The organism is Pseudolysinimonas yzui (assembly GCF_014653215.1).
GTDB lineage: Bacteria > Actinomycetota > Actinomycetes > Actinomycetales > Microbacteriaceae > Pseudolysinimonas_A > Pseudolysinimonas_A yzui.
Genome location: NZ_BNAI01000004.1, coordinates 1 through 20,312, shown reverse-complemented (window position 1 = coordinate 20,312; position 20,312 = coordinate 1). Strand labels below are relative to the sequence as shown.

Genomic DNA, 20,312 nt, shown 5'->3' with positions numbered 1-20,312 from the left:
GCTGAAATGAAAGGAACTCCGACGATGACCCAACCGGCTCTCGTTCTCTCCGGGATCACCAAGACCTATCCGGGTGTGCGTGCCCTGAGCGATGTGACCGTCGCCGTGGCGCGTGGAAAGGTTCACGCGATCCTGGGCGAGAACGGCGCGGGGAAGTCGACACTCGTCGGAATCGCGGCGGGGTCGGTCGTGCCTGATTCGGGCACGATCGGCCTCGCCGGCGAAGAATTCACCCGCATCCAACCGCGGGTGGCTCGCGAGCGCGGGCTCGCGATCGTCTATCAGGTTCCCGCGCTCGCACCCTCGCTGAGCGTCGTCGACGCGGTGCTGTTGCTGCTCCCCGAGTCGAAGCGCCCGGCCCGTCGGGGTGCGGCGGCCTGGCTGACGGCGCACTTCGAGCGGCTCGGTCTCGAGATCGACCCGAACGCGACCGTCGGGGCGCTGACCCTGCGCGAGGCGCACCTCATCGAGATCGCCGCCGCGCTCGCGTCGCACCCCGACGTGCTCGTCCTCGACGAACCGACCGAGGCGCTCGGCCCGGAAGAGACGCGCTGGCTGTTCGCGCGCATCCAGGAGCTGCTCGCCCGCGACGTCGCGATCGTCTACATCACCCACCGCATCCCCGAGGTCGTCGAGATCGCCGAGGAGCTGACGGTGCTCCGCGACGGCAAGGTCGTCGGTCGCGGCAAGGTGTCCGACTTCGATGAGGACAAGATCGTCGAACTCATCGTCGGACGTTCTCTCGAGACGACCTTCCCCGAGAAGGCATCCGTCGCTGCGGGCGCCGAGCCGGTGCTCGAGGTGCTCGAACTGTCGGGGGCCGGGTTCTCGAATCTGTCGTTCTCGGTTCTTCCCGGGCAGATCATCGGCTTCGCGGGCGTCGAAGGAAACGGTCAACGCGAGGCACTGCGCGCCATCGGAGGCCGGGGAGCCACCTCAGGGCGGGTCCTGGTCGGCGGGCGTGAGAGCTCCGTGCGGTCCTACCGTGCGGCGACGCGTGCCGGGGTGGCGTTCCTGCCGGGCGACCGGCTCGGTGAAGCGATGTTCGGCAAGATGTCGGTGCGCGAGAACGCCGTCTCGCCTTCGCTCGACAACGTGATGCCGACCGGCTTCGTCGATCGACCACGCGAGTACCGCAAGACGCGGGAGGCGATCGCCGGCCTGTCGGTCAAGACCCCGACCCTCGAGACGCCCGTCGCCTCCCTCTCCGGCGGCAACCAGCAGAAGGTGCTGCTCGCCCGCGCACGCTTGAGCGAGCCGAAGGTGCTGCTCGTCGAAGACCCGACCCAGGGCGTCGATGCCGGAGCGCGGGTCGAGATCTACGCCTTCCTGCGCGGACTGGCCGAGTCCGGAGTCGCCGTCGTCGTGCTCAGCACCGACGCGGTCGAACTCGAGGGGCTGTGCGATCGGGTTCTCGTCTTCTCCCGCGGCGAAGTGATGGGCAACCTCAGCGGCGACGAGGTCAACGAGCGGTCCATCACGGGCACGGCGGTGCGCTCGACGGCGACCGGGTCGGTGACGGCGGTCAGCGCGGTGCCGCGGCGCCGCCGCTCGGGAGGGATGCTGCGCGGCGAACTTCAGGCGGGAGTACTCGTCGCCCTGACCATCGTGCTCGCCACGGCGACCACATTCGTGTCGTCGGCGTTCCTCACGCCGCTCAATCTCAGCCAGCTGCTCGCGGCCGCAGCCGTCATCATCCTGGTCGGCCTGGCCCAGCTGCTCGTCGTGATGACCGGGGGCATCGATCTCAGCGTCGGATCCGTGGTCGCCCTCTCGGCCGTGGTGCTGTCCTTCTTCGGGCAGGGCGGGCCGGCCTACTTCGCGCTCGGGGTGCTGCTCGCGCTGACGGCCGGACTCGTCGTCGGCCTCGTCAACGGCCTCCTGGTGACCCGACTGTCGATTCCCCCCGTCATCGCGACGCTCGTGACGTCGATCGCGGTCGTCGGCACCGCGCAGGTGCTGCGGCCCATGCCCGGCGGGTCGGCGAGTGCCGACATCATGACCGCGATCGGCACGACGATCGGCGGCGTCCCCCTCGTGCTGGCCGTCGCCCTCGGCATCGCGGTGCTGACCTGGTTCGTCGTGCAGCGCACGCGCCTCGGCCGGGGGTTGCGGGCCGCGGGGTCCGACCCGGTGAAGGCGAACCGGATGGGGGTCGACGTCTCACGCATGCGGCTGTTCGCGACGATCGCCGCGGGTGTGCTCGCCGCAGTCGCCGGACTCGTGCTCTACAGCCGCACCGGCATCGGGGATGCGAACACCGCTCAGGCGCTCACGCTGACCTCGGTGACGGCCATTGTGATCGCCGGCGCCAGCATCTTCGGCGGCTCGGGATCGGCACTCGCCGTCGCGGCCGCGGGGCTATTGCTGCAGGTCATCACGAACTCCCTCAGCTACCTCGGGCTGAGCCTGTCGTGGCAGTACTGGTTGCAGGGCGCCTTCGTCTTGTTCGCCGCCGTGCTGCCCCTCATCGCCCGGCGACGTCGACCCGCGGCGGAGCACTGATGCGCGGGGGATGGTCAGCTACGCAGGCGGTCCATGGCCTGGAGCACGTCGACCGCGGAGTTGAGCGGCGGCTCCTCCCGGCTCTCGGACGTGGCGCCGACGGGCGAGGGCATCGACTGATTCTGGTGGCGACGCCCGACGACGAACCACACGCCGCGGGCGGGCACGCTGCCGGTGTTGGAGTACAGGTGCGGGCGCACCGAGTCGAACTGCAGCGAGTCGCCCGGGTGCAGCACGTGAGTGTCGAAGTCGAGCTGGAGGGTCAGTTCACCCTCGAGGAGGTAGGCGTACTCGACTCCCGAGTGGCGCATGAGCTTCCCCTCGATCGAGCTCGTCGCCCCCGGGGCGTAGGTGACCAGAAGCGCGTCGGCCGGACCGCCTTCGCCGATCGCCAGGCGTTCCCAGCGCACCCCGTTCTCCATCTCGAGCACGGGGTTCTCTCCCGCCCGCTGAATCGCGGGCAGGATCTCGCCGGCGTGCCCGAACACGGGGCCGCCCGTGGCCTCGACCTGTTCAGCGGCCGGAACTCCGACGCCGAGCAGCTCGTCCATCGAGACGCCGAGGTGGTTGACGAGCGCGTACAACGTCGAGACCGAGGGCTGGGTCTTGCCCGTCTCGACCTGCGAGACGAGGGATGCCGACACGCCGAGCTCTTGCGCGACGCTGCGAAGGCTCAGGCCGCGCTGCAGCCGTGCATCGCGAAGTCGCGCTCCGATCTCCGTGGTCATCGAGCCCCTCCATCGTGGTCAGCCGATGCTACCCGCCGACCCGATCGGTCAGTGGGAACGACTGTTCACCTGCACTTTACACTCATCCGCCCGACCTACACATGCCATCGCGTCGCTCGAGACGCACAACGGAGGATTCGATGAAGGACACCGGAACCACCGGCACCAACGCCGTGGATTGGGAACAGCGGATCGATTTCGATCGACTGCGTCGCGAGCGGCTCGCGCGGTTGAAAGCGGAGCTGGATCGCAGCGACCTCGGGGCCGTGCTCGCGTTCGACTTCTCGAACATCCGCTACATGACCGCGACGCACATCGGCACCTGGGCGATGGACAAGCTCATCCGGTTCGCCCTGCTGACGCGTAACACCGACCCGATCTCCTGGGACTTCGGCTCGGCAGCCCGACACCACCAGCTCTACAACCCGTGGCTCGACGCGACGACCGCGGAGGCCGACGCCGACCCGCACGCCCCGCACCACGGGGCGACCCGTCCGCGCCTCGAGAGCGGGGCACGGGCGGGGATCTCGACGCTGCGCGGCGCGTTCCACCCCGATGCCGAGATCGCCGAGGGTGTCGCGGCGAAGATCAAGCGCGAGCTGGAGAAGTTCGGGCTGGCCGATCAGCCGCTCGGCGTGGATGTGATCGAGCTGCCCATCCTCTTCGCGTTGCAGAAGGTCGGCATCACCGTCGTCGACGCCCAGCAGGTGTTCATGGAAGCCCGCCGGGTGAAGACCGGCGACGAGATCCGGCTGCTCACGCAGGCGGCGTCGATGGTGGATGCGGCGTACGACGAGCTGTATCGGTTCCTCAAGCCGGGTGTGCGCGAGAACGAAGCCGTCGGACTGGTCGCGAAGACCCTCTACGACCTGGGTTCGGAATACGTCGAAGGCGTCAACGCGATCTCCGGCGAGCGCTGCTCGCCGCATCCGCACGTCTTCTCCGACCGGCTCATCCGGCCGGGCGACCCGGCGTTCTTCGACATCCTGCATTCCTTCAACGGCTACCGCACGTGCTACTACCGCACCTTCGCGGTCGGCTCCGCCTCGAACGCGCAGCGTGACGCGTACAAGCGGGCGCGGGAGTACATGGACTGGGCGATCGCACTGGTGAAGCCCGGAGCCACGACGGCCGACATCGTCAAGGTCTGGCCGACCGCTCAGGAGTTCGGCTTCGCCGACGAAGAGGCGGCATTCGCCCTGCAGTACGGGCACGGCATCGGGCTCTCGATCTGGGAGAAGCCGATCTTCAGCCGACTCGTGTCGCTGGATCACCCCGAAGTGCTCGAGGAAGGGATGGTGTTCGCCCTCGAGACCTACTGGCCGTCGGCGGATGGCTGGGGCGCCGCGCGGATCGAGGAGGAACTCGTCGTGACCGCCGACGGCTGCGAGGTCATCACCAAGTTCCCGGCCGAAGACCTCATCGTCGCCGGCAAGCGGTACTTCACGGTCAACGGCGAACTGCCGATGATCCGCGATGCGCAATCCCATCTCAACACGCCGGAAGGGCGCGGCGAGACCCACCCGTGACCGGCTCGTCCGACGACGAGCCCGAAGGAGACACCATGGCACCCCGCACGATCGTCGTCGCCGGCGGCACCTCGGGCATCGGCCTCGAGATCGCTCGCGCCGTCGTCGCCGACGGCGACCGCGTCGTCATCACCGGCCGCGACGCGACCCGCACGAAGGAGATCGCGGCGAGCCTCGGCCCGAACGCGGAGGGTGTCGCCCTCGACATCTCCGAGCCCGAGTCGATCGCCGGGCAATTGGCGGGCATCGGGGCGGTGCACGGCCTGGTGCTGGCGGCGATCGAACGCGACGCGAACACCATCCGCGACTACGACATCGCGAAAGCCCGCCGCCTCGTCACCCTCAAGATGGTCGGCTACACCGAGACCGTGCACACCCTGCTCGACCGGATGGAGGCCACGCGCGATACCGGCATCGTGCTCTTCGGTGGCCGGGCGAAAGACGCGCCCTACCCGGGGTCGACGACCGTGTCGTCGATCAACGGCGGCGTCGAGGGCATGACCCGCACGCTCGCCCTCGAACTCGCACCCATCCGGGTCAACGCCCTCCACCCGGGCATCATCGGCGACAGTCCGTTCTGGGCGAGCAAGCCGGCGGGCGTTCTCGATCAGTACACCGCGCGCACGCCGGGCGGCGAGCTGGCGACGATGGCCGACATCGTGGATGCCACCCTGTTCCTGCTGCGCAACCGGGGGATCTCCGGCGAGAGCCTGCACATCGACCGAGGATGGCGCCTGACCTGAGCCGGCGGGGATCGCTCAAGCTGCGGGGAACCTGCCCTGACGGGTGATCTCGGCGATGCCCGACCAGTCGACGTCGCCCAGGTCTTCGGAGGCCAGCGCGGCGTCGAAGACGCGGCGCAGCACGGGCGCGGTCGGCAGCCGGAGGCCCGCCTCGGCGGCGATCGCTTCGGCGAGACCCAGATCCTTCGATCCGAGTGCCATGGTGAATCCCGGTGGCCGGTAGCGGCGCTCGGCGATGATCGCGCCGTATCCGGAGTAGACCGGTCCGGGGAAGAGGGTCGAGGAGAGCAGCTCGGTGAAGAGGCCGGCATCGACGTCGTTGGCCTCGACCAGGGCGACCGACTCGCCGATCGCCTGCAGCGCGTGGATGATCGTGTAGTTGACGGCGGCCTTGACGACGTTGGCGATGCGCGGCTCGGTGCCGACCGTCCAGACCCGCTTGCCCAGGATCTCGAAGAACGGGGCGGCGCGTTCGAGGTCGGCGGCGGCTCCCGCCGCGATGATGTTGAGTTCGCCCGCGGCCGCGACGGTGAAGCGCCCGAGCACGGGGGCGGCGAGGTAGGCGACGCCCGCCTCGGCGTGCCGCTCCGCCAGCTGCTCGGCGGCAGCCGGGCTGAGCGAGGCCATCGCCACGTGCAGGCGCCCGGGTTCGCCCGCGAGGTGGGCCGCCGAGAGCACCTCGTCGGCCGCCGCGTCGTTGGCGAGCATCGAGAACGAGATCGGGGCGGCGAGGGCGTCCGCGGGGGAGTCCGCCGCGGACGCGCCCGCAGCCACGAGTTGCGCGACGGGTTCGGGGGATCGGTTCCAGATGACGACGTCGTGGCCGGCGGCGACGAGGCGCCCCGCCATCTCGCGCCCCATCGTGCCGAGGCCGAGGAACCCGATCTGCTCCCCCGCGCCGAGCGACATCATGCCTCCCACACGGTCTTCAGGTTGCAGAATTCGCGGATGCCGGCGGCCGCCAGTTCCCGGCCGAATCCGGAGTTCTTGATGCCGCCGAACGGCAGCTCCGGGTAGGAGATCGTCATCCCGTTGACGAAGACCGCCCCCGCCTCGATCTCGCGCTCGAACCGCTCACGCTCCGCAGCGTCGGTCGTCCACACGCTCGACGACAACCCGAAGTCGGTGACGTTCGCCAGCCGGATCGCCTCGTCGGCATCCTTCACGCGGTAGACGGTCGCGACCGGCCCGAAGGTCTCCTCCAGGTGCAGGCGCATGGCCGGGGTGACGCCGGCGACGACGGTCGGCGGGTAGAACCATCCCGGCCCGTCGGGAACGGTGCCTCCGGTGAGGATGTCGGCGCCCTTGGCTCGTGCGTCCTCGACGAGTTCAGCGAGTTCGTCGCGGCCCGACGAGGTCGCGATCGGACCCACCTGGGTGTCTTCGTCGAGCGGATTGCCGATGCGGAGGGCAGCCATCGCCGCGGTGAAGCCGGCGAGGAAGGTGTCGTAGACGGCGTCGTGGACGATGAACCGTTTCGCGGAGATGCAGGACTGCCCGTTGTTGATGGTGCGAGCGGTCACGGCGGTGGCGATCGCGGCGTCGAGGTCGGCACTGGGCATGACGATGAACGGGTCGGAACCGCCGAGTTCGAGCACCGACTTCTTCACCTGTGCGGCCGCGATCGACGCGACCGAGCGGCCCGCCGGCTCGGAACCGGTGAGGGTGACGGCGCGCACGCGCGGGTCCTCGATGACGGCGGCGACCTCGGTAGACCCGATCAGCAGGGTCGTGAAGGCGCCGGGCGGGAACCCGCCGCGTTCGTACAACGTGTCGAGGTAGAGCGCCGCCTGCGGAACATTGGATGCGTGCTTGAGCACGCCCGTGTTGCCGGCCATCAGGGCAGGGGCCGCGAAGCGGACGACCTGCCACAGCGGGTAGTTCCACGGCATGACAGCGAGGATCACCCCGAGCGGCTGGTAGCGGGCCACCGCGCGTGCGGCTCCGACGCTCGACGGGTCGGCGAGCGGCTCGTCGGCGAGGAAGGCCTCGGCATGCTCGGCGTAGAACCGCATGCCCTTCGCGCACTTCGCCACCTCGGCGCGTGCGGCGCCGATCGGCTTGCCCATCTCGCGGGTGAGGATCTCGGCGAGCGGCTCGAGGTCGGCATCGAGGAGGTCGGCGGCCGCCCGCATCCACTCCCCGCGCTGGGCGAACGTCGTGCCCTTCAGGGTTTCGAACGCCGCGGCCGCGAGCGTCAGGCGCCGCTCGACCTCCGCCGGGGTGTGCGGGTCGAACGTCTTCTCGGTCTCACCGGTGGCGGGGTTGAGGGTTGCGATGGCCATGAGGTTCCTCACTGAACAGTTCGGGATGCCGCGCGAGTTCCAGGCGGGTGCGGCGGATGTGGGCGGTGAGGATGCGTTCGGCTTCCTCGGTGTCGCCGCGCCGGAACGCCGCGACGAGCAACTGGTGATCGTGGTGCACGCTCCGGTCGCCCTCCGCTCGGAACACCCGGGTGAAGGCGCGCCGGTAGTGCTGGGTGCGGTTCCAGAGGGCGAGCACGAGATCTCCGAGCACCGCGGTCTCGGCGCCGGAGTAGCTGCCGAGATGGAATTCGCGGTCGAGACGCAGGAACTCCTCCACGTCGTCGGCGTTCTCCATGGCTTCGGCGAGCTCGGCGAAGCGGTCGATCTCGGCGGGCGAGAGGGCGGGCACGCTGTAGGTGAGAAGCAGCGGTTCGAGGCGTTCGCGGATGCGGTACAGCTCTTCGCAGTCGGCGAGCGTGAGGCGGGTGACCCAGGCGCCCGTGTTCGCGACGAGGGTCAGCAGCCCTTCGGATTCGAGGATCCGCAGCGCTTCGCGCACCGGAACGCGACTCGCGCCGGATCGCTCGGCGAGGTCCTCCTGACGGATGCGCGCGCCGGGGGCGTACTCACCGCTGAGGATCGCATCGCGCAGTTCGGTGGCGATTCGTGCCCCGGCGGCTCCGTGGGCGGAGAGCTCGGTCACACGCCTCATTCTGCCGGGTGCGCGGGATGCCACAACCGAACCTCCGCGGTCTCTTCGTAGGCCTTGCCGCCGGGAAAGCTGACGAGTTCGAACTGCATCCCCCACGGCGCGCGGAAGTACACCCAGCGTTGACCCTCGCTCGCACCCCGGCTCGCCGTCGGCTCGCCCATCGTCTCGACACCGTGTGCCCGCAGGTGCGCGACCGCGGCATCCAGGTCGTCGACGTAGAGGGCGAGGTGGTGGCCGCCGATGTCGCTGTTGCGGGGCTGCGGGTTCTGGCCGTCGGCGGCCTCGTACTGGAACACCTCGAGGTTCGGCCCGTGACCGAGGCGGAAGAAGCGCAGCTCGCGCATGACGGTGCGCGGGTGCACCCCCAGGTGCTCACGCATCCAGTCGTCGTCGCGCTCGAACGGGCCGAGCGAATAGACCTTCTCGGCCCCGAGCACGTCGACGAGGAAACGCTCCGCCTCGTCGAGGTCGGGCACGGTGAAGCCGATGTGTTCGGCCCCGCGCAGCCCCGGCATCCTCGGCATGTTGGATACAATAACACGCCCAAACCGCCATCGACACCCCATTTCAGTGGATCGAGGATTGCGATTGGATTCAATCCGGTCTAGCATCCCCTCATGCCGAAACGACGGAGTTTGCAGACCGGAACGCCCTGGGTCGAACTCTCCACCACGGCGGCCGACTGGAAGGCCGCTGATCCCGAACTGCTGGCGACGATGCTCGGCCAGCTCCACCTCATCCGCGCGTTCGAAGAGACGGTGCTCGAACTCGCTGCCGAGAGCCTCGTGCACGGGCCGGCTCACTCGAGCATCGGGCAGGAAGGGGGCGCGGTCGGGTCGATCGTCGGGCTGCGCTCGACGGATGCCGTCAACGGGTCGCACCGCGGGCATCACCAGTTCCTCGCCAAGGCCATCACGCACGTCAGCGGCGGCCGGCTCGACCTCGGAAACCTCGTCACCCCCGACATCCGCACGGTGCTGCGGCGCACGCTCGCCGAGATCCTCGGCCTGGCCGAGGGCTACTGCCGCGGTCGCGGCGGCTCGATGCACCTGCAGTGGTTCGAAGCCGGAGCACTCGGCACCAACGCGATCGTCGGAGGCGGCGCCGCGATGGCGGCGGGTAACGCATGGGCGCAGAAGCACAGCACGCCGGCCGGCGGTTCGAGCGACCTCACGATCAACTACTTCGGCGACGGGGCGAGTCAGATCGGCTCGGTGCTCGAGTCGATGAACCTCGCCGCGACCTGGAAGCTGCCGGTCGCGTTCTTCATCGAGAACAACCTGTACGGCGTCTCCACCCACGTGTCGGAGATCACCGCCGACACCCGGCTGTCGGTGCGCGGGCAGGGCTTCGGCATCCCGGGCTGGCGGGTCGACGGCATGGACCCGCTCGCCGTCCACCTGGCGATGGAGGAGGCGGCCGAACGGATGCGTGCCGGCGAGGGCCCGGCGGTCATCGAGGCCGAGGTCTACCGCTTCTTCCACCAGAACGGCCCGTACCCGGGCAGTGCCTTCGGTTACCGCACGAAAGAGGAGGAGGCGTCCTGGCGCGCGCGTGACCCGCTCGAGCGCGTCGCGACCGAGATGACGAAACTCGGCCTGCTCGACGAGGCGACCTCGCTCGCGCTCCGCGAATCCGTGCAGGCGGTCATGGCCGAGGTCACCGGCGAACTCGTCGAGGCCGACCCCGAGAACCCCGGCAAGCGTCGCATCCGCCCGGAGCTCTGGCCCGACCCGGGGTTCGTCGATGTCGGCATCCGCGGCGACGGCAGCGAGCTCGAGGCGCTGCGCGCGCTCGAACCCGCGCGATACATCGGCGCGTGGACCGACGTGAAGTTCGTTGATGCCGTCGCCGGAGTGATGGACCGACGCATGGAGCAGGATCCCCGCATCGTGGTCATGGGCGAGGATGTACACCGCTTGAACGGCGGCACGAACGGCGCGACGAAGGGTCTCGCGAAGAAGTACGGAGCCGACACCCCGGGGGAGGGGCGGGTGCTCGGCACCCCGATCAGCGAGAACGCGTTCACGGGCCTCGCCGGCGGTCTCGCGCTCGATGGGCGCTTCCGGCCGGTGGTGGAGTTCATGTATCCCGACTTCATGTGGGTCGCCGCGGATCAGGTGTTCAACCAGATCGGCAAGGCGCGGCACATGTTCGGCGGCGACAACCCCGTGCCGCTCGTGCTGCGCACGAAGGTCGCGATGGGCTCGGGCTACGGATCGCAGCACCTCATGGATCCGGCCGGCATCTTCGCCACGGCTCCGGGGTGGCGGATCGTCGCGCCGTCGTCGGCGGCCGACTACGTCGGGCTGATGAACGCGGCGCTCGCGCTTCAGGATCCGGTGCTGGTGATCGAGCACGTCGACCTCTACGGCGCCGCCGACACGATCCCCGAGGGCGACCTCGACTACATCATCCCGCCGGGCACTGCGGCGATCCGGCGGGAAGGGTCCGACGTCACGGTCATCTCCTACCTGTCGATGGTGGGACATTCGCTCGAGGCGATCGAGCAGACCGGCATCGACGCGGAACTCATCGACCTGCGCTGGCTCGACCGCGCGTCGCTGGACTGGGCGACGATCGAGGCGAGCGTCAAGAAGACCAACGCCGTGCTGATCGTCGAGCAGGGCGCGCAGGGCACCTCGTACGGCGGCTGGCTCGCCGACGAGATCCAGCGGCGGCTGTTCGACTGGCTCGACCAGCCCGTGCAGCGCGTCACCGGCAGCGAAGCGAGCCCGAGCATCTCGAGGGTGCTGGAGCGCGCCGCGATCGCCCGCACAGAGGAGGTCGTCGCCGGCCTCGAACGGGTGCGCACCGGGATGGGGAGTCGCTGATGGCGAGCGTCGTGCGGATGCCGGCCGCGCTCGCCGGAGTGACGGAAGCCGCCATCCAGACCTGGATCGCCAAGCCCGGGCAGCAGCTCGCCGTCGGTGACCTGCTCGCCGAGATCGAGACCGAGAAGGCCGTCGTCGAATACGCCACCGAGGTGGCGGGCACCGTCGGGCGGCTGCTCGTCGACGAAGGCGACAGCATCGAGGTCGGCGCGCCGATCGCGGTCATCCTCGCCGCCGGCGAAGGCGAGGATGCGATCGGCCCAGCGCTGACCGCCGCCGGCGCCGCCGCACCCGAACGGCTCGAGCCCGCCGAACCAGCCGCGGCCGAACCCGCCTCGGCCGAAGCCGTCGCGCCCGCGGTCGTGGCGACCCCCCCGACGGAGGTATCGGTGGCGTCGCCTCCGTCGGGGGCATCCGCCGCGCGTCTCGTCGCGAGCCCGATCGTGCGACGCCTCGCGCGGGAGCGCGGCATCGACCTCGCCGCCCTGACCGGCACCGGTCCGGGCGGTCGCATCGTGCGGCGCGACCTCGACGGCATCCCGGCTGCTGCCGCGACAGCGCCCGTGGCGACGGCGCCGAGCTCCGCGCCGCCGCCGACCCCCGCGACCGCGGCGGCCGGTACCCCCGAGAAGCTCACCGGGATGCGCAAGGCGATCGCCCGTCGCCTGACCGAGAGCAAGACGACGGTTCCGCACTTCTACGTCACCGCGCACTGCCGCGTCGATCGCCTGCTCGCCCTCCGGGCGCAGGTCAACGAGGCCGCCCCGCGCAAGGTGAGCGTCAACGACTTCGTGCTCAAGGCCGTCGCGGGAGCGCTCGTCGACGTACCCGCCGCCAACGCCATCTGGGGCGGCGACCACATCCTGCGCTTCACCGGAGCCGACATCGCGGTGGCGGTCGCGGTCGAGGGCGGGTTGCTGACCCCCGTGCTCCGCGGCGTCGACAGCCTGTCGCTCGTCGACGTGAGCGCGGCGGTCGCCGAACTCGCCGAACGTGCGCGCGCGGGCAGACTGCAGCAGCACGAACTCGAGGGCGGCAGCTTCTCGGTGTCCAACCTCGGCATGTACGGCGTCGACGACTTCTCGGCGATCCTCAACCCCCCGCAGTCCGGCATCCTCGCCGTGTCGGCCGCGAAGCAGCAGCCGGTCGTCGACGACGGGGTGCTGGCCGTCGGCACGGTGATGACGGTCACCCTCTCGGCCGACCACCGGGTGATCGACGGGGCCGTCGCGGCCGAGTGGATGACGGCGTTCGTGCGGCGGATCGAGAACCCCGTCTCGGCGTTGCTCTGACCCGCGAGGTCAGTCGCGCAGCCCGAACCGGGCGTGGAGGCGTTTCAGCGGGCGCGGCGCCCACCACATGATGCGGCGTTGCCAGGTCATGAATGCCGGAACGAGGATGCACCGCACGAGCGTCGCGTCGAGCAGCACCGCGAAGGCGAGAGCCACCCCGAGCTGCTTGATGATCATCAGGTCACCCGTCGCGAAGCCGGCGAACACGACGATGATGATGAGTGCTGCCGAGGTGATGATGCGTCCCGAGTGCTGCAAACCGAGCGCGATCGCCTCGGAGTCGGAAGCCCCGGCATTCTTCTGGTCGGTGATGCGGGACAGGATGAACATCTCGTAGTCCATCGCGAGGCCGAACCCGAAGACGAAGGTCAGCAGCACCACGAGGGTGTCGACGCCGTAGACCTGATCGGGATCGAACCCCATGAGCCCGGCGAACGCGCCCTCCTGGAACCCCCACACCAGCAGGCCGATCGACGCCCCGAGCGAGAGGGCGCTCGCCAGGAGCGCCTTGAGCGGGATGACGAGCGAGCCGGTCATCAGGAACAGCAGCAGCACGGTGCCGAACGCGATCACCAGGGCTGCCGCCGGGATGCCGCTCGCGAGCGAGTTGGAGAAGTCGACGGTGCGCGCATCCGCGCCGGTGACCCAGTGCGCGAAGTCGGGAGCATCGGCCCGAATCGCCCGCACGACGGAACCGCCGGTCTTGCTCTCGACGATGACCGGCGTCTGCCAGACGTCGTTGACGGCGACCGGGGTGCCGACCGACTCCACATGGTCGAGCCGTTCCACCTCCGCCGACCAGGTGAGTGCGTCGTCCTCCGATCGGGTGACGATCGACACCCGGGGGTCGGCGGCGTGCGGGAACTGCTCGGTCAGGGTGGTGACGAAGGGGTACTGCTCCGAGGATGCCGGGGTCGAGTCGACGGCGGTGTTGGCGAGCCGGAGGGAGAGCACGGGGGTCGCGAGGATCAGCAGCACCGCGAAGGCGCCCAGGGTCACGATCGCGGGATGCCGCTGCAGGCGCCGGGTGAGCTTCGAGAAGAAGCCCTCGTCGGGGGCGATGTCGCCGAATCGGGTGAGCAGACGCCCGACCCCCGGGATGCGGGTGAGCGCACCGGGCCGCACGAGCCGTTCCCCGCCGAGCTCGAGCAGCGCGGGGACGAGGGTGAGGGCCGAGGCGATGGAGATGACCGTGACGGCGATGGCGCCGAGCCCGATCGCTTTGACGATGGCGGGCTCGAAGAACAGCAGGCCGAGACCCGCGATCGCGAACGTCGTTCCGGAGTAGGCGACGGTGCGTCCGGCGCTGCCCGCGGTGCGAACGATCGCCGCGATGCGGTGCGCGCGGGTGCGCGCCCCGGCGTCGTCGGGGTGCCGGTACTCCTCGCGGAACCGCGAGACGATCAGCAGGCCGTAGTCGATCGAGAGCCCCAACCCCACGGCCGTCACGACGTTGACGACCGTCGTGTTGACATCCAGCAGGTAGGTGAACCCGAACAGCGCGCCGAGCCCGCCGACGATCGACACGATCGCTCCGATGAGCGGGATGCCGGCGGCGAGGAAGCCGCCGAACACGACGAGCATCACCAGCAGCGCGATGGGGAGCGCGACGGCCTCACCCCGTTGCAGGTCGCTCTCCGAGGTCTGGATGATCGACTCGACGAGCAGTTCCGAGCTGCCGACCTCGGCGATCGCACCCGGCACGGCGTCGCGGATCTCGGCGGCGGCGACGCGGAGCTCCTCGGTGACCAGATCGATCGTCGCGCCGAAGTCGCCCTCGTGCTGCGTCGTCGACACCGAGGCGACGAACAACGCACCGTCGCCGTCGTCGGCGAAGAGGGCCGCCACCCGCGGGTCGGGCTTGTCGTCGGGAAGCGTCGGCAGGAGCAGCGGGTTCAGCAGCGAGGCACCCGGGATCTCGGCGATCCGGTCGCCGAGGTCGGCGACCGGATCGGTCACGCCGGAGTCGGCGAGGTCGACGCCGTACACCAGCAGCGTGACCGACTCGGCATCGGTGCCTTCGAGCAGGAGGTCGGCCTCCTCGCTCTCGCCGTTCGACCAGGAGCCGCCGTCGCTGCCGAGGCGGTCGAAGAGTCCTTCTCCCGTGACGCCGACGAAGGCAAGAGCGATCGCGCTGCCGAGGATGACGACCCACGCCGTGAGCGTGCGGAACGGATGGCGGGCCGAGGCCTCGGCGATGCGCCCCAGGGCGCCGGCGGGCCGGTCGGTGCGGGTCATTGGTGGGCTCCGGGTGGACGCGAGTGAAGTCTGGAAGCGACACTACTTCGGGTCGCGGCTCTCCCCTGTCTCTCGGGGGATTCCGTCATGCATGAAATCGAGGTCCACGCCACCGTTTGCTCCTTTAGTTTACGAGCAAGTGTACAAACGAGAGTGTCCACAGGCAAGTACACATCTACTCGTCGGGTCCCTCCGACTCCTAGTCCCCGGGAGCTGCGAAATGATGGCGTCATGACTGATGAACGAGACGCCCAACACGAGCACTGGGAAAGCGTCTATCAGCGCAAGCCTCGCCTGTTCGGGGAAGAGTCATCGGCCACCGCGATCTACGCCGCGACCCGATTCTCCCGAGGCGGTGCTGGGCGGGTACTCGAACTTGGGTCGGGGCACGGTCGCGACACCCTGCACCTGGCCAGCGAAGGCTTCGACGTTCTGGCGCTGGACTACAGCCCGAGTGGGCTGCACGCCATCCGAACCGCGGCGGCGGACGCGGGATTGGGGTCGCGTATCACGACGATGGCGCATGACGTGCGAAGACCCCTTCCCTTTCCCGATGAGAGTTTCGACGCTGCCTACGCGCACCTGTTGTTGTGCATGGACCTCTCGACGGCCGCGATCCTCGCAATCGCCCAGGAGGTCCGCCGTGTGATCATCCCCGGCGGCGTGTTCGTGTACACAGTCCGCAACACCGGCGATGCGCATTTTGGTGTCGGTCTCGACCATGGCGACAACATCTACGAGACGGACGGCTACGCGGTGCACTTCTTCGACGACGCCCTGATTCGCGATGTTGCGGCCGGTTGGCATCTGGAAGAGATCGCGACTGACGAGGAAGGGGCACTCCCGCGACGCATTACCCGTGTCACTCAATCTCGCCCATTGTCGGACTGACTCGCGCTGTCACGCGCCCCGCCCCTCGCGACGCCGCGCTGCTTCGAGCAGGCTGAGCAGCTTGCGATGCTCAGCCTCGATGCCTTCGCTCATGCGGGCAGCGACGACGACGGTCAGCCACGAGGAGAGCTGCATCGCGGGTCGCGACTTGCCGTTCCGGTAGTAACCCGCGTAGGCGCGAGCGAAGGCCGACCGACCAGTGGCCATGAGACCACGCGCCAGAGGCGGCGTTCCCGGCAAGGGGTCGGCCCACCGCAGCAATAGCAACGTGCGCGCATGGTCGGCCTCCGGCGCGCCGCGAGTGGCGCCGACCCAGTCGATCACCGTGACCTCATCGCGGGCGACCAGCAGGTTCCCGGGGTGAAAGTCACCATGAGCGAGTCGGTCGCCTCGTGGCAACGTACTGAGCTCGCGCAGGGCGAACTCGCGCAGCTTCGAGGGCATCGGCGCCCGATGGATGCGCGTTGCCAAGACGTCGCGGAGGTCGGGAAGGTCTTCTGGTGCCTCGATTGCGTGGATGCGAAGGTGTGCCCGGGCAAGGTGTCTTGCGAGGTTCGGGAGGCGCCAAGGCTGTCGCTGGAGCAGGGTGAGCATGTTGGACCCGTCGAGGCGCTCGAGGACCAGACCGCGCCGTCGGTCGTGGTCCACAACCTGGATCAAGCTCGGAGCGACCCCGTGACCTTCAAGATGACGCAACGCGGCGGCTTCCGCCTCGTGGCCGCGGAATCCGGGTCGATAGAGTTTCACGACCGCGTCGCGGCCCCAGGCAAACACTTCGGCCTCGCGGCCCGCCCCGAGCTTGGGCCCGATCATCATGAGAGCTTGCGGGCGTGGACTCGCTCGATGGTGCCCGCCTTGAGTCGCTCGACTTCGACGATCTCGAACCCGGCAGACTCCACCAGCTTCAGCGGGCGTCGCGTGAAGTGTTCCCCGACGACGCGGACGGTGACCTGCTCCAACAGCCATTGCCAAGCAAAGATCGGGGGCCAGCTGCTTCCGATGTGATCGATGAGCAAGAGCCGTCCACCGGGGACCAGGACTCGTTTCATCTCGCCAATGGCTGCGACCTGGTCCGGGATGGTGCACAGCGAGAGGGCACACACCACTGTGTCGAACGAGTCGTCGCTAAATGGCAAGTGCTCGGCATCCCCGTGCGTCAGATCGACATCACGGCCAAGGTCGGCGGCGCGCTGCCGGGCGACACTCAGCATGGCGGGGCTCAGGTCGATTCCCGTCACCGTGGCACTCGGGGGGAAGTGTGGAAAGTTGCGGCCCGTGCCTGTCGCGACATCCAGGACTCGCCCGCTGGCCCGTTCCCCGATCCACTCCCGGCCACCGCGGAACGGCCCCTTCTCGAACGAGGTGATCTTTCGGTCATAGGTCGGGGCGCTCCGCTCCCAAGCCCGCAGAACCTTGGACGTCTGATCGCTGGCTCCGGTCACGAACTCCTCCGGCGGTGGTGGATGTGCGGGGTCAAGCGGTCGGTGGCAGGGAGTCGGCGTGCTCGGCGGCAGCAGAGGCAGCCGCGATGACTCCCGCGATGACGTGCCGCACGCGGTCGGGGGCAAGGTCCGGGTCTGGCTGTCCGACGTCGAGCCAGGCGACAATCGCCTCGATTGCCACCGTCGGGGCCAACTGTGCCGCCCAGCGCGCCCACGCCCGGTCGCTGATGACCTTTGAGATTTGCAGATGAGCCGTTCGGGTGATGTTGGAACGGAAACGCTGGGCAAGCGCTTCGAACTCGGGCTCCCGGGCGGCATGCACGAACAGCAGCCGGAAGCCGTCTGGCTCGGCGGCTGCAGCGCTCAGTAGCCCGTCGATGCTGGTGTCGGTGAAGCCGCCGACCGGCTTGGATACATGATCGCCGAGCACTGCGCAGAAGCGATCCAGAGCCGCCTGATACAGCTCGGTCTTCGAGTCGAAGTGCCGGTAGAGAATCACCCGGGTCACTCCAGCCTGCGAAGCGATCTCGTCCAGCCCGGTACCCGCGAACCCGGTGCGGGCAAATGCCGTCGTCGCCGCCGCGAGAATCTGCTCCCGCCGTTCCGCTCGAGGGAGGCGCGATGGACGCTCCGACGCGATCTGCGACACGATGGCTCCCTAGGTTAACTTGTGAGTGTACTTAGGGATTTGTCTATGAGCAAGTAAACAATCAGACCTTGTCGCGCCAATCCTCGACGACCTGATTCGGCCCGGTGATCGTGCCGATCGCGCCCGTCGGCGGCCCGACGACGGTCATCTCGTCGCGGCGGTGGCGCAGCACGGTCTCGATGTAGGAGGTGAGTGCTTCGGCGAGGGGGACGTTGCGCTTCTCGTCCTGCGAGCGATACCAGCGGTGTTCGAGCAGCTGGTGGAACACCTCGGCGGGCTCGAGCTTGCCGCGCAGTTCGCGCGGAATCGCCCGCACGACGGGCTCGAACACCCTCGCGAGCCACTCGTGCGCGACGGTCTCCTCGTCTCGCGTCGTGCGGTCGCCCGACATCCGGTACGCGTCGAGGTCGTTGAGCAGGCGCCGCGCCTGGTTCTCGCCGGCGTCGAGCCCGGTGAGCCGCAGCAGCCGGCGCGAGTGGTGGCCGGCATCCACCACCTTCGGCTGGATGAGCACCCGCGCGCCCGTCTCGTCGCGGCTGATGCTGAGCTCTTCGATGTCGAAACCGAGGTCGTTGAGCCGTTCGACGCGGCGGGCGATGCGCCAGCGCTCGCTCTCGGGGAACGACTCGGAGGCGGTGAGCTCGGTCCACAGTTCGCGGTACGACGCGACGATGCGATCGGCGACCGTCACCGGGTCGACATCCTCGTCGAGTTTGCCGCCGGCCTGGAGGTCGAGCAGTTCGCCGGCGATGTTGACGCGGCCGATCTCCAGGTCCTGGTCGCGCTGCCCGTCGCTCAGCGCCGAGTCGTAGAGCTTTCCCGTCTCGGCGTCGACGAGGTAGGCCGCGAACGATCCGGCATCGCGGCGGAACAGTGTGTTCGACAGTGACACGTCACCCCAGAAGAATCCGGCGACATGCAGACGGGCGAGCAGCACCGCGAGCGCATCGACGAGCCGCGTCGCCGTGTCGGGGCGCAGCGACTGCGAGTAGATCGCGCGGTAGGGGAGCGAGAACCGCAGGTGCCGGGTGACCAGCACGGGAGCGAGCACCTCGCCGTCGGCGGCCGAGCGGTTGGTGATGACCGCGATCGGTTCGACGCACGGCATGTCGAGACGGTTGAGGGTGCGCAGCAGGTCGTACTCCCGCTTCGCCATCTCCTCGGTCGTCTCCTTGATCGCCAGCACGTGCTCGCCGAACCGCACGAAACGCACCAGGTGGCGCGAGATGCCCTTCGGCAGCGCCGCGATCGTCTCGTCGGGCCAGAGCTCGAGCGGCAGGTCCCACGGCAGGTCGAGCAGGGCCGGGTCGGGAACGGCCGACGTGATCGACAGGGCGGAGGAGGGCACGCGACGAGCCTAGAGCTGCCATCCTGGGGGCGTGGACGATCGGATCACCCTGCGCTTTCTCGCCATGCCTCAGGATTCCAACGTCGGAGGCGAGATCGTCGCCGCGGGCAGCGTGCTGGAGTGGATCGATCAGGCGGGCTACGCCTGCGCGGTCGGCTGGTCGGCCGGCTATTGCGTCACCGCCTACGTCGGCAACGTGCACTTCACCCGGCCGATCGCGGTCGGCGACCTGATCCAGGCGCACGCGCGCGTCATCCACACCGGCCGATCGAGCATGCAGGTGCTCGTCGAGATCGAGGCGGCGGATGTGCAGACCCGGGTGTACACGCGGGCGACGCACTGCATCCTGGTCTTCGTCGCCGTGGATGGCGACGGCAGGCCGCGCGCGGTGCCGGCGTGGACGCCGCGCACCGACGAGGAACGGCTGCTGCACGAGAACGCCGCGGGGCGGCTCGAGGCCCGCCGCGAGATCCGGGACGCGATGCTCGCCCAGGAGTACACGGATGCCGGCACGACGCCGCGCACGACGTTCCGGTTTCTCGCGCAACCCGCCGTCACCAACTTCGGCGGCAACGCCCACGGCGGCACCGTCATGCGCTGGATCGAAGAGACGGCCTTCGCCTGCGCGGCGAGCTGGTCATCGGATCGGGCGGTCGCCGTCTACTCGGGCGGCATCCACTTTTTCCGGCCGATCCGCATCGGCCACCTCGTCGAACTCGACGCCCGGCTCATCCACACCGGGCCGCACAGCCTGCACGTCGCCGTGCACGTGCGGTCGGGCCCGGCGACCGACCCTCAGGGTCTCGCCGCGACCACCCAGTGCATGAGCATCTTCGTCGACCCCGGTGACGACGGCCGGGCGCTCCCGGTGCGCCCCCTCGAACTGGTGAGCGACGAAGATCGGCGGCTCGACGCGTATGCCGTCGACCTCATCGCGGCGCGCTCCCGGCTCTCCCCGCTCCCCGAATCCTGAGTCACGGCTCCAGCCGCGGCAGATCCCCGTACACGCGAAACGGCCCCGCCTCCTCTCGGCGGTTTCTAAGGGTCCTCGCAACACGTGATGGCCTATGTGGTTGTCAGTAGATCACGCAGACGCTCGGCTGGGGTATTCCAGCCGAGCGTTTTGCGTGGTCGGCCGTTGAGTTCCTGGGCGAC

Annotated in this window: 17 protein-coding genes; 7 read left to right on the top strand and 10 right to left on the bottom strand. The window is 69.2% G+C overall.

The window, feature by feature from the left end; genetic code table 11:
• The first annotated feature begins 24 nt into the window (after nt 1-24).
• Nucleotides 25-2,505, top strand: a complete 2,481-nt coding sequence (locus IE173_RS10395; protein ID WP_191283426.1) for an ATP-binding cassette domain-containing protein — start codon at nt 25-27, stop codon at nt 2,503-2,505.
• 14 nt (nt 2,506-2,519) lie between these two features.
• Here the strand turns inward: IE173_RS10395 and IE173_RS10390 are convergent, their stop codons facing one another.
• Entirely contained in the window at nt 2,520-3,233 is a 714-nt protein-coding gene (locus IE173_RS10390) for a helix-turn-helix domain-containing protein (protein WP_191283425.1), read from the bottom strand.
• Between the two features lie 140 nt (nt 3,234-3,373).
• Between IE173_RS10390 and IE173_RS10385 the strand changes: the two genes are divergently transcribed.
• Together IE173_RS10385 and IE173_RS10380 are read left to right on the top strand one after the other, a co-directional pair.
• The gene (locus IE173_RS10385) at nt 3,374-4,762 is read left to right on the top strand and encodes a M24 family metallopeptidase (protein WP_191283424.1); all 1,389 of its coding nucleotides are present in this window, start codon (nt 3,374-3,376) and stop codon (nt 4,760-4,762) included.
• 35 nt (nt 4,763-4,797) lie between these two features.
• A complete protein-coding gene (locus IE173_RS10380) occupies nt 4,798-5,505 on the top strand; it encodes an SDR family NAD(P)-dependent oxidoreductase (RefSeq protein WP_191283423.1) in 708 nt (235 codons plus the stop codon).
• Nucleotides 5,506-5,520: 15 nt separating this feature from the next.
• Here the strand turns inward: IE173_RS10380 and IE173_RS10375 are convergent, their stop codons facing one another.
• The 4 genes from IE173_RS10375 to IE173_RS10360 are packed head-to-tail and all read right to left on the bottom strand — an operon-like array spanning nt 5,521 to nt 8,987.
• Nucleotides 5,521-6,417 carry an NAD(P)-dependent oxidoreductase gene (locus IE173_RS10375; protein WP_229842048.1) on the bottom strand — a complete coding sequence of 299 codons (897 nt, stop codon included), beginning with the start codon at nt 6,415-6,417 and terminating at the stop codon, nt 5,521-5,523.
• Nucleotides 6,414-7,790 (bottom strand): NADP-dependent succinic semialdehyde dehydrogenase, encoded by a 1,377-nt coding sequence (locus IE173_RS10370; protein WP_191283422.1) that lies wholly within the window; start codon nt 7,788-7,790, stop codon nt 6,414-6,416. Before IE173_RS10370 ends, IE173_RS10375 begins: the two co-directional genes overlap by 4 nt.
• The gene (locus IE173_RS10365; RefSeq protein WP_191283421.1) at nt 7,756-8,463 is read right to left on the bottom strand and encodes a GntR family transcriptional regulator; all 708 of its coding nucleotides are present in this window, start codon (nt 8,461-8,463) and stop codon (nt 7,756-7,758) included. The genes IE173_RS10370 and IE173_RS10365 overlap by 35 nt, the downstream gene beginning before the upstream one ends.
• The gene (locus IE173_RS10360; protein ID WP_191283420.1) at nt 8,460-8,987 is read right to left on the bottom strand and encodes a VOC family protein; all 528 of its coding nucleotides are present in this window, start codon (nt 8,985-8,987) and stop codon (nt 8,460-8,462) included. Before IE173_RS10360 ends, IE173_RS10365 begins: the two co-directional genes overlap by 4 nt.
• A gap of 93 nt (nt 8,988-9,080) precedes the next feature.
• On the opposite strand from IE173_RS10360, the gene IE173_RS10355 reads away from it, so the two are divergent.
• Together IE173_RS10355 and IE173_RS10350 are read left to right on the top strand one after the other, a co-directional pair.
• Entirely contained in the window at nt 9,081-11,297 is a 2,217-nt protein-coding gene (locus tag IE173_RS10355; protein WP_191283419.1) for an alpha-ketoacid dehydrogenase subunit alpha/beta, read from the top strand.
• Entirely contained in the window at nt 11,297-12,589 is a 1,293-nt protein-coding gene (locus tag IE173_RS10350; protein WP_191283418.1) for a dihydrolipoamide acetyltransferase family protein, read from the top strand. The genes IE173_RS10355 and IE173_RS10350 overlap by 1 nt, the downstream gene beginning before the upstream one ends.
• 9 nt (nt 12,590-12,598) lie before the next feature.
• Here IE173_RS10350 and IE173_RS10345 read toward each other — a convergent pair whose 3' ends face one another.
• The gene (locus IE173_RS10345; protein WP_191283417.1) at nt 12,599-14,827 is read right to left on the bottom strand and encodes an MMPL family transporter; all 2,229 of its coding nucleotides are present in this window, start codon (nt 14,825-14,827) and stop codon (nt 12,599-12,601) included.
• Between the two features lie 231 nt (nt 14,828-15,058).
• On the opposite strand from IE173_RS10345, the gene IE173_RS10340 reads away from it, so the two are divergent.
• Nucleotides 15,059-15,718 carry a class I SAM-dependent methyltransferase gene (locus IE173_RS10340; RefSeq protein ID WP_191283416.1) on the top strand — a complete coding sequence of 220 codons (660 nt, stop codon included), beginning with the start codon at nt 15,059-15,061 and terminating at the stop codon, nt 15,716-15,718.
• 9 nt (nt 15,719-15,727) lie between these two features.
• On the opposite strand, the gene IE173_RS10335 is transcribed toward IE173_RS10340, so the two are convergent.
• From IE173_RS10335 to IE173_RS10320, 4 genes are all read right to left on the bottom strand, one after another.
• Nucleotides 15,728-16,531, bottom strand: a complete 804-nt coding sequence (locus IE173_RS10335; protein ID WP_191283415.1) for a phosphotransferase family protein — start codon at nt 16,529-16,531, stop codon at nt 15,728-15,730.
• Nucleotides 16,531-17,160: a class I SAM-dependent methyltransferase gene (locus IE173_RS10330; RefSeq protein ID WP_191283414.1), complete on the bottom strand. Its 630-nt coding sequence runs from the start codon at nt 17,158-17,160 to the stop codon at nt 16,531-16,533. The genes IE173_RS10335 and IE173_RS10330 overlap by 1 nt, the downstream gene beginning before the upstream one ends.
• Nucleotides 17,161-17,191: 31 nt before the next feature.
• Entirely contained in the window at nt 17,192-17,809 is a 618-nt protein-coding gene (locus tag IE173_RS10325) for a TetR/AcrR family transcriptional regulator (RefSeq protein WP_229842046.1), read from the bottom strand.
• 61 nt (nt 17,810-17,870) lie between these two features.
• Complete coding sequence (locus IE173_RS10320; RefSeq protein ID WP_191283413.1) at nt 17,871-19,157, bottom strand: DUF4032 domain-containing protein; 1,287 nt, start codon at nt 19,155-19,157, stop codon at nt 17,871-17,873.
• Nucleotides 19,158-19,188: 31 nt separating this feature from the next.
• On the opposite strand from IE173_RS10320, the gene IE173_RS10315 reads away from it, so the two are divergent.
• A complete protein-coding gene (locus IE173_RS10315) occupies nt 19,189-20,130 on the top strand; it encodes an acyl-CoA thioesterase (RefSeq protein WP_229842045.1) in 942 nt (313 codons plus the stop codon).
• Nucleotides 20,131-20,312: the final 182 nt, after the last annotated feature.

What these genes read in the sequence shown, in the direction of transcription:
- IE173_RS10370 (WP_191283422.1), bottom strand. Translation starts at nt 7,790, where the DNA reads ATGGCCATCGCAACCCTCAACCCCGCCACCGGTGAGACCGAGAAGACG.
- IE173_RS10345 (WP_191283417.1), bottom strand. Translation starts at nt 14,827, where the DNA reads ATGACCCGCACCGACCGGCCCGCCGGCGCCCTGGGGCGCATCGCCGAG.
- IE173_RS10350 (WP_191283418.1), top strand. Translation starts at nt 11,297, where the DNA reads ATGGCGAGCGTCGTGCGGATGCCGGCCGCGCTCGCCGGAGTGACGGAA.
- IE173_RS10340 (WP_191283416.1), top strand. Translation starts at nt 15,059, where the DNA reads ATGACTGATGAACGAGACGCCCAACACGAGCACTGGGAAAGCGTCTAT.
- IE173_RS10365 (WP_191283421.1), bottom strand. Translation starts at nt 8,463, where the DNA reads ATGAGGCGTGTGACCGAGCTCTCCGCCCACGGAGCCGCCGGGGCACGA.
- IE173_RS10360 (WP_191283420.1), bottom strand. Translation starts at nt 8,987, where the DNA reads ATGCCGAGGATGCCGGGGCTGCGCGGGGCCGAACACATCGGCTTCACC.
- IE173_RS10395 (WP_191283426.1), top strand. Translation starts at nt 25, where the DNA reads ATGACCCAACCGGCTCTCGTTCTCTCCGGGATCACCAAGACCTATCCG.
- IE173_RS10380 (WP_191283423.1), top strand. Translation starts at nt 4,798, where the DNA reads ATGGCACCCCGCACGATCGTCGTCGCCGGCGGCACCTCGGGCATCGGC.
- IE173_RS10335 (WP_191283415.1), bottom strand. Translation starts at nt 16,531, where the DNA reads ATGATCGGGCCCAAGCTCGGGGCGGGCCGCGAGGCCGAAGTGTTTGCC.
- IE173_RS10355 (WP_191283419.1), top strand. Translation starts at nt 9,081, where the DNA reads ATGCCGAAACGACGGAGTTTGCAGACCGGAACGCCCTGGGTCGAACTC.
- IE173_RS10390 (WP_191283425.1), bottom strand. Translation starts at nt 3,233, where the DNA reads ATGACCACGGAGATCGGAGCGCGACTTCGCGATGCACGGCTGCAGCGC.
- IE173_RS10375 (WP_229842048.1), bottom strand. Translation starts at nt 6,417, where the DNA reads ATGATGTCGCTCGGCGCGGGGGAGCAGATCGGGTTCCTCGGCCTCGGC.
- IE173_RS10385 (WP_191283424.1), top strand. Translation starts at nt 3,374, where the DNA reads ATGAAGGACACCGGAACCACCGGCACCAACGCCGTGGATTGGGAACAG.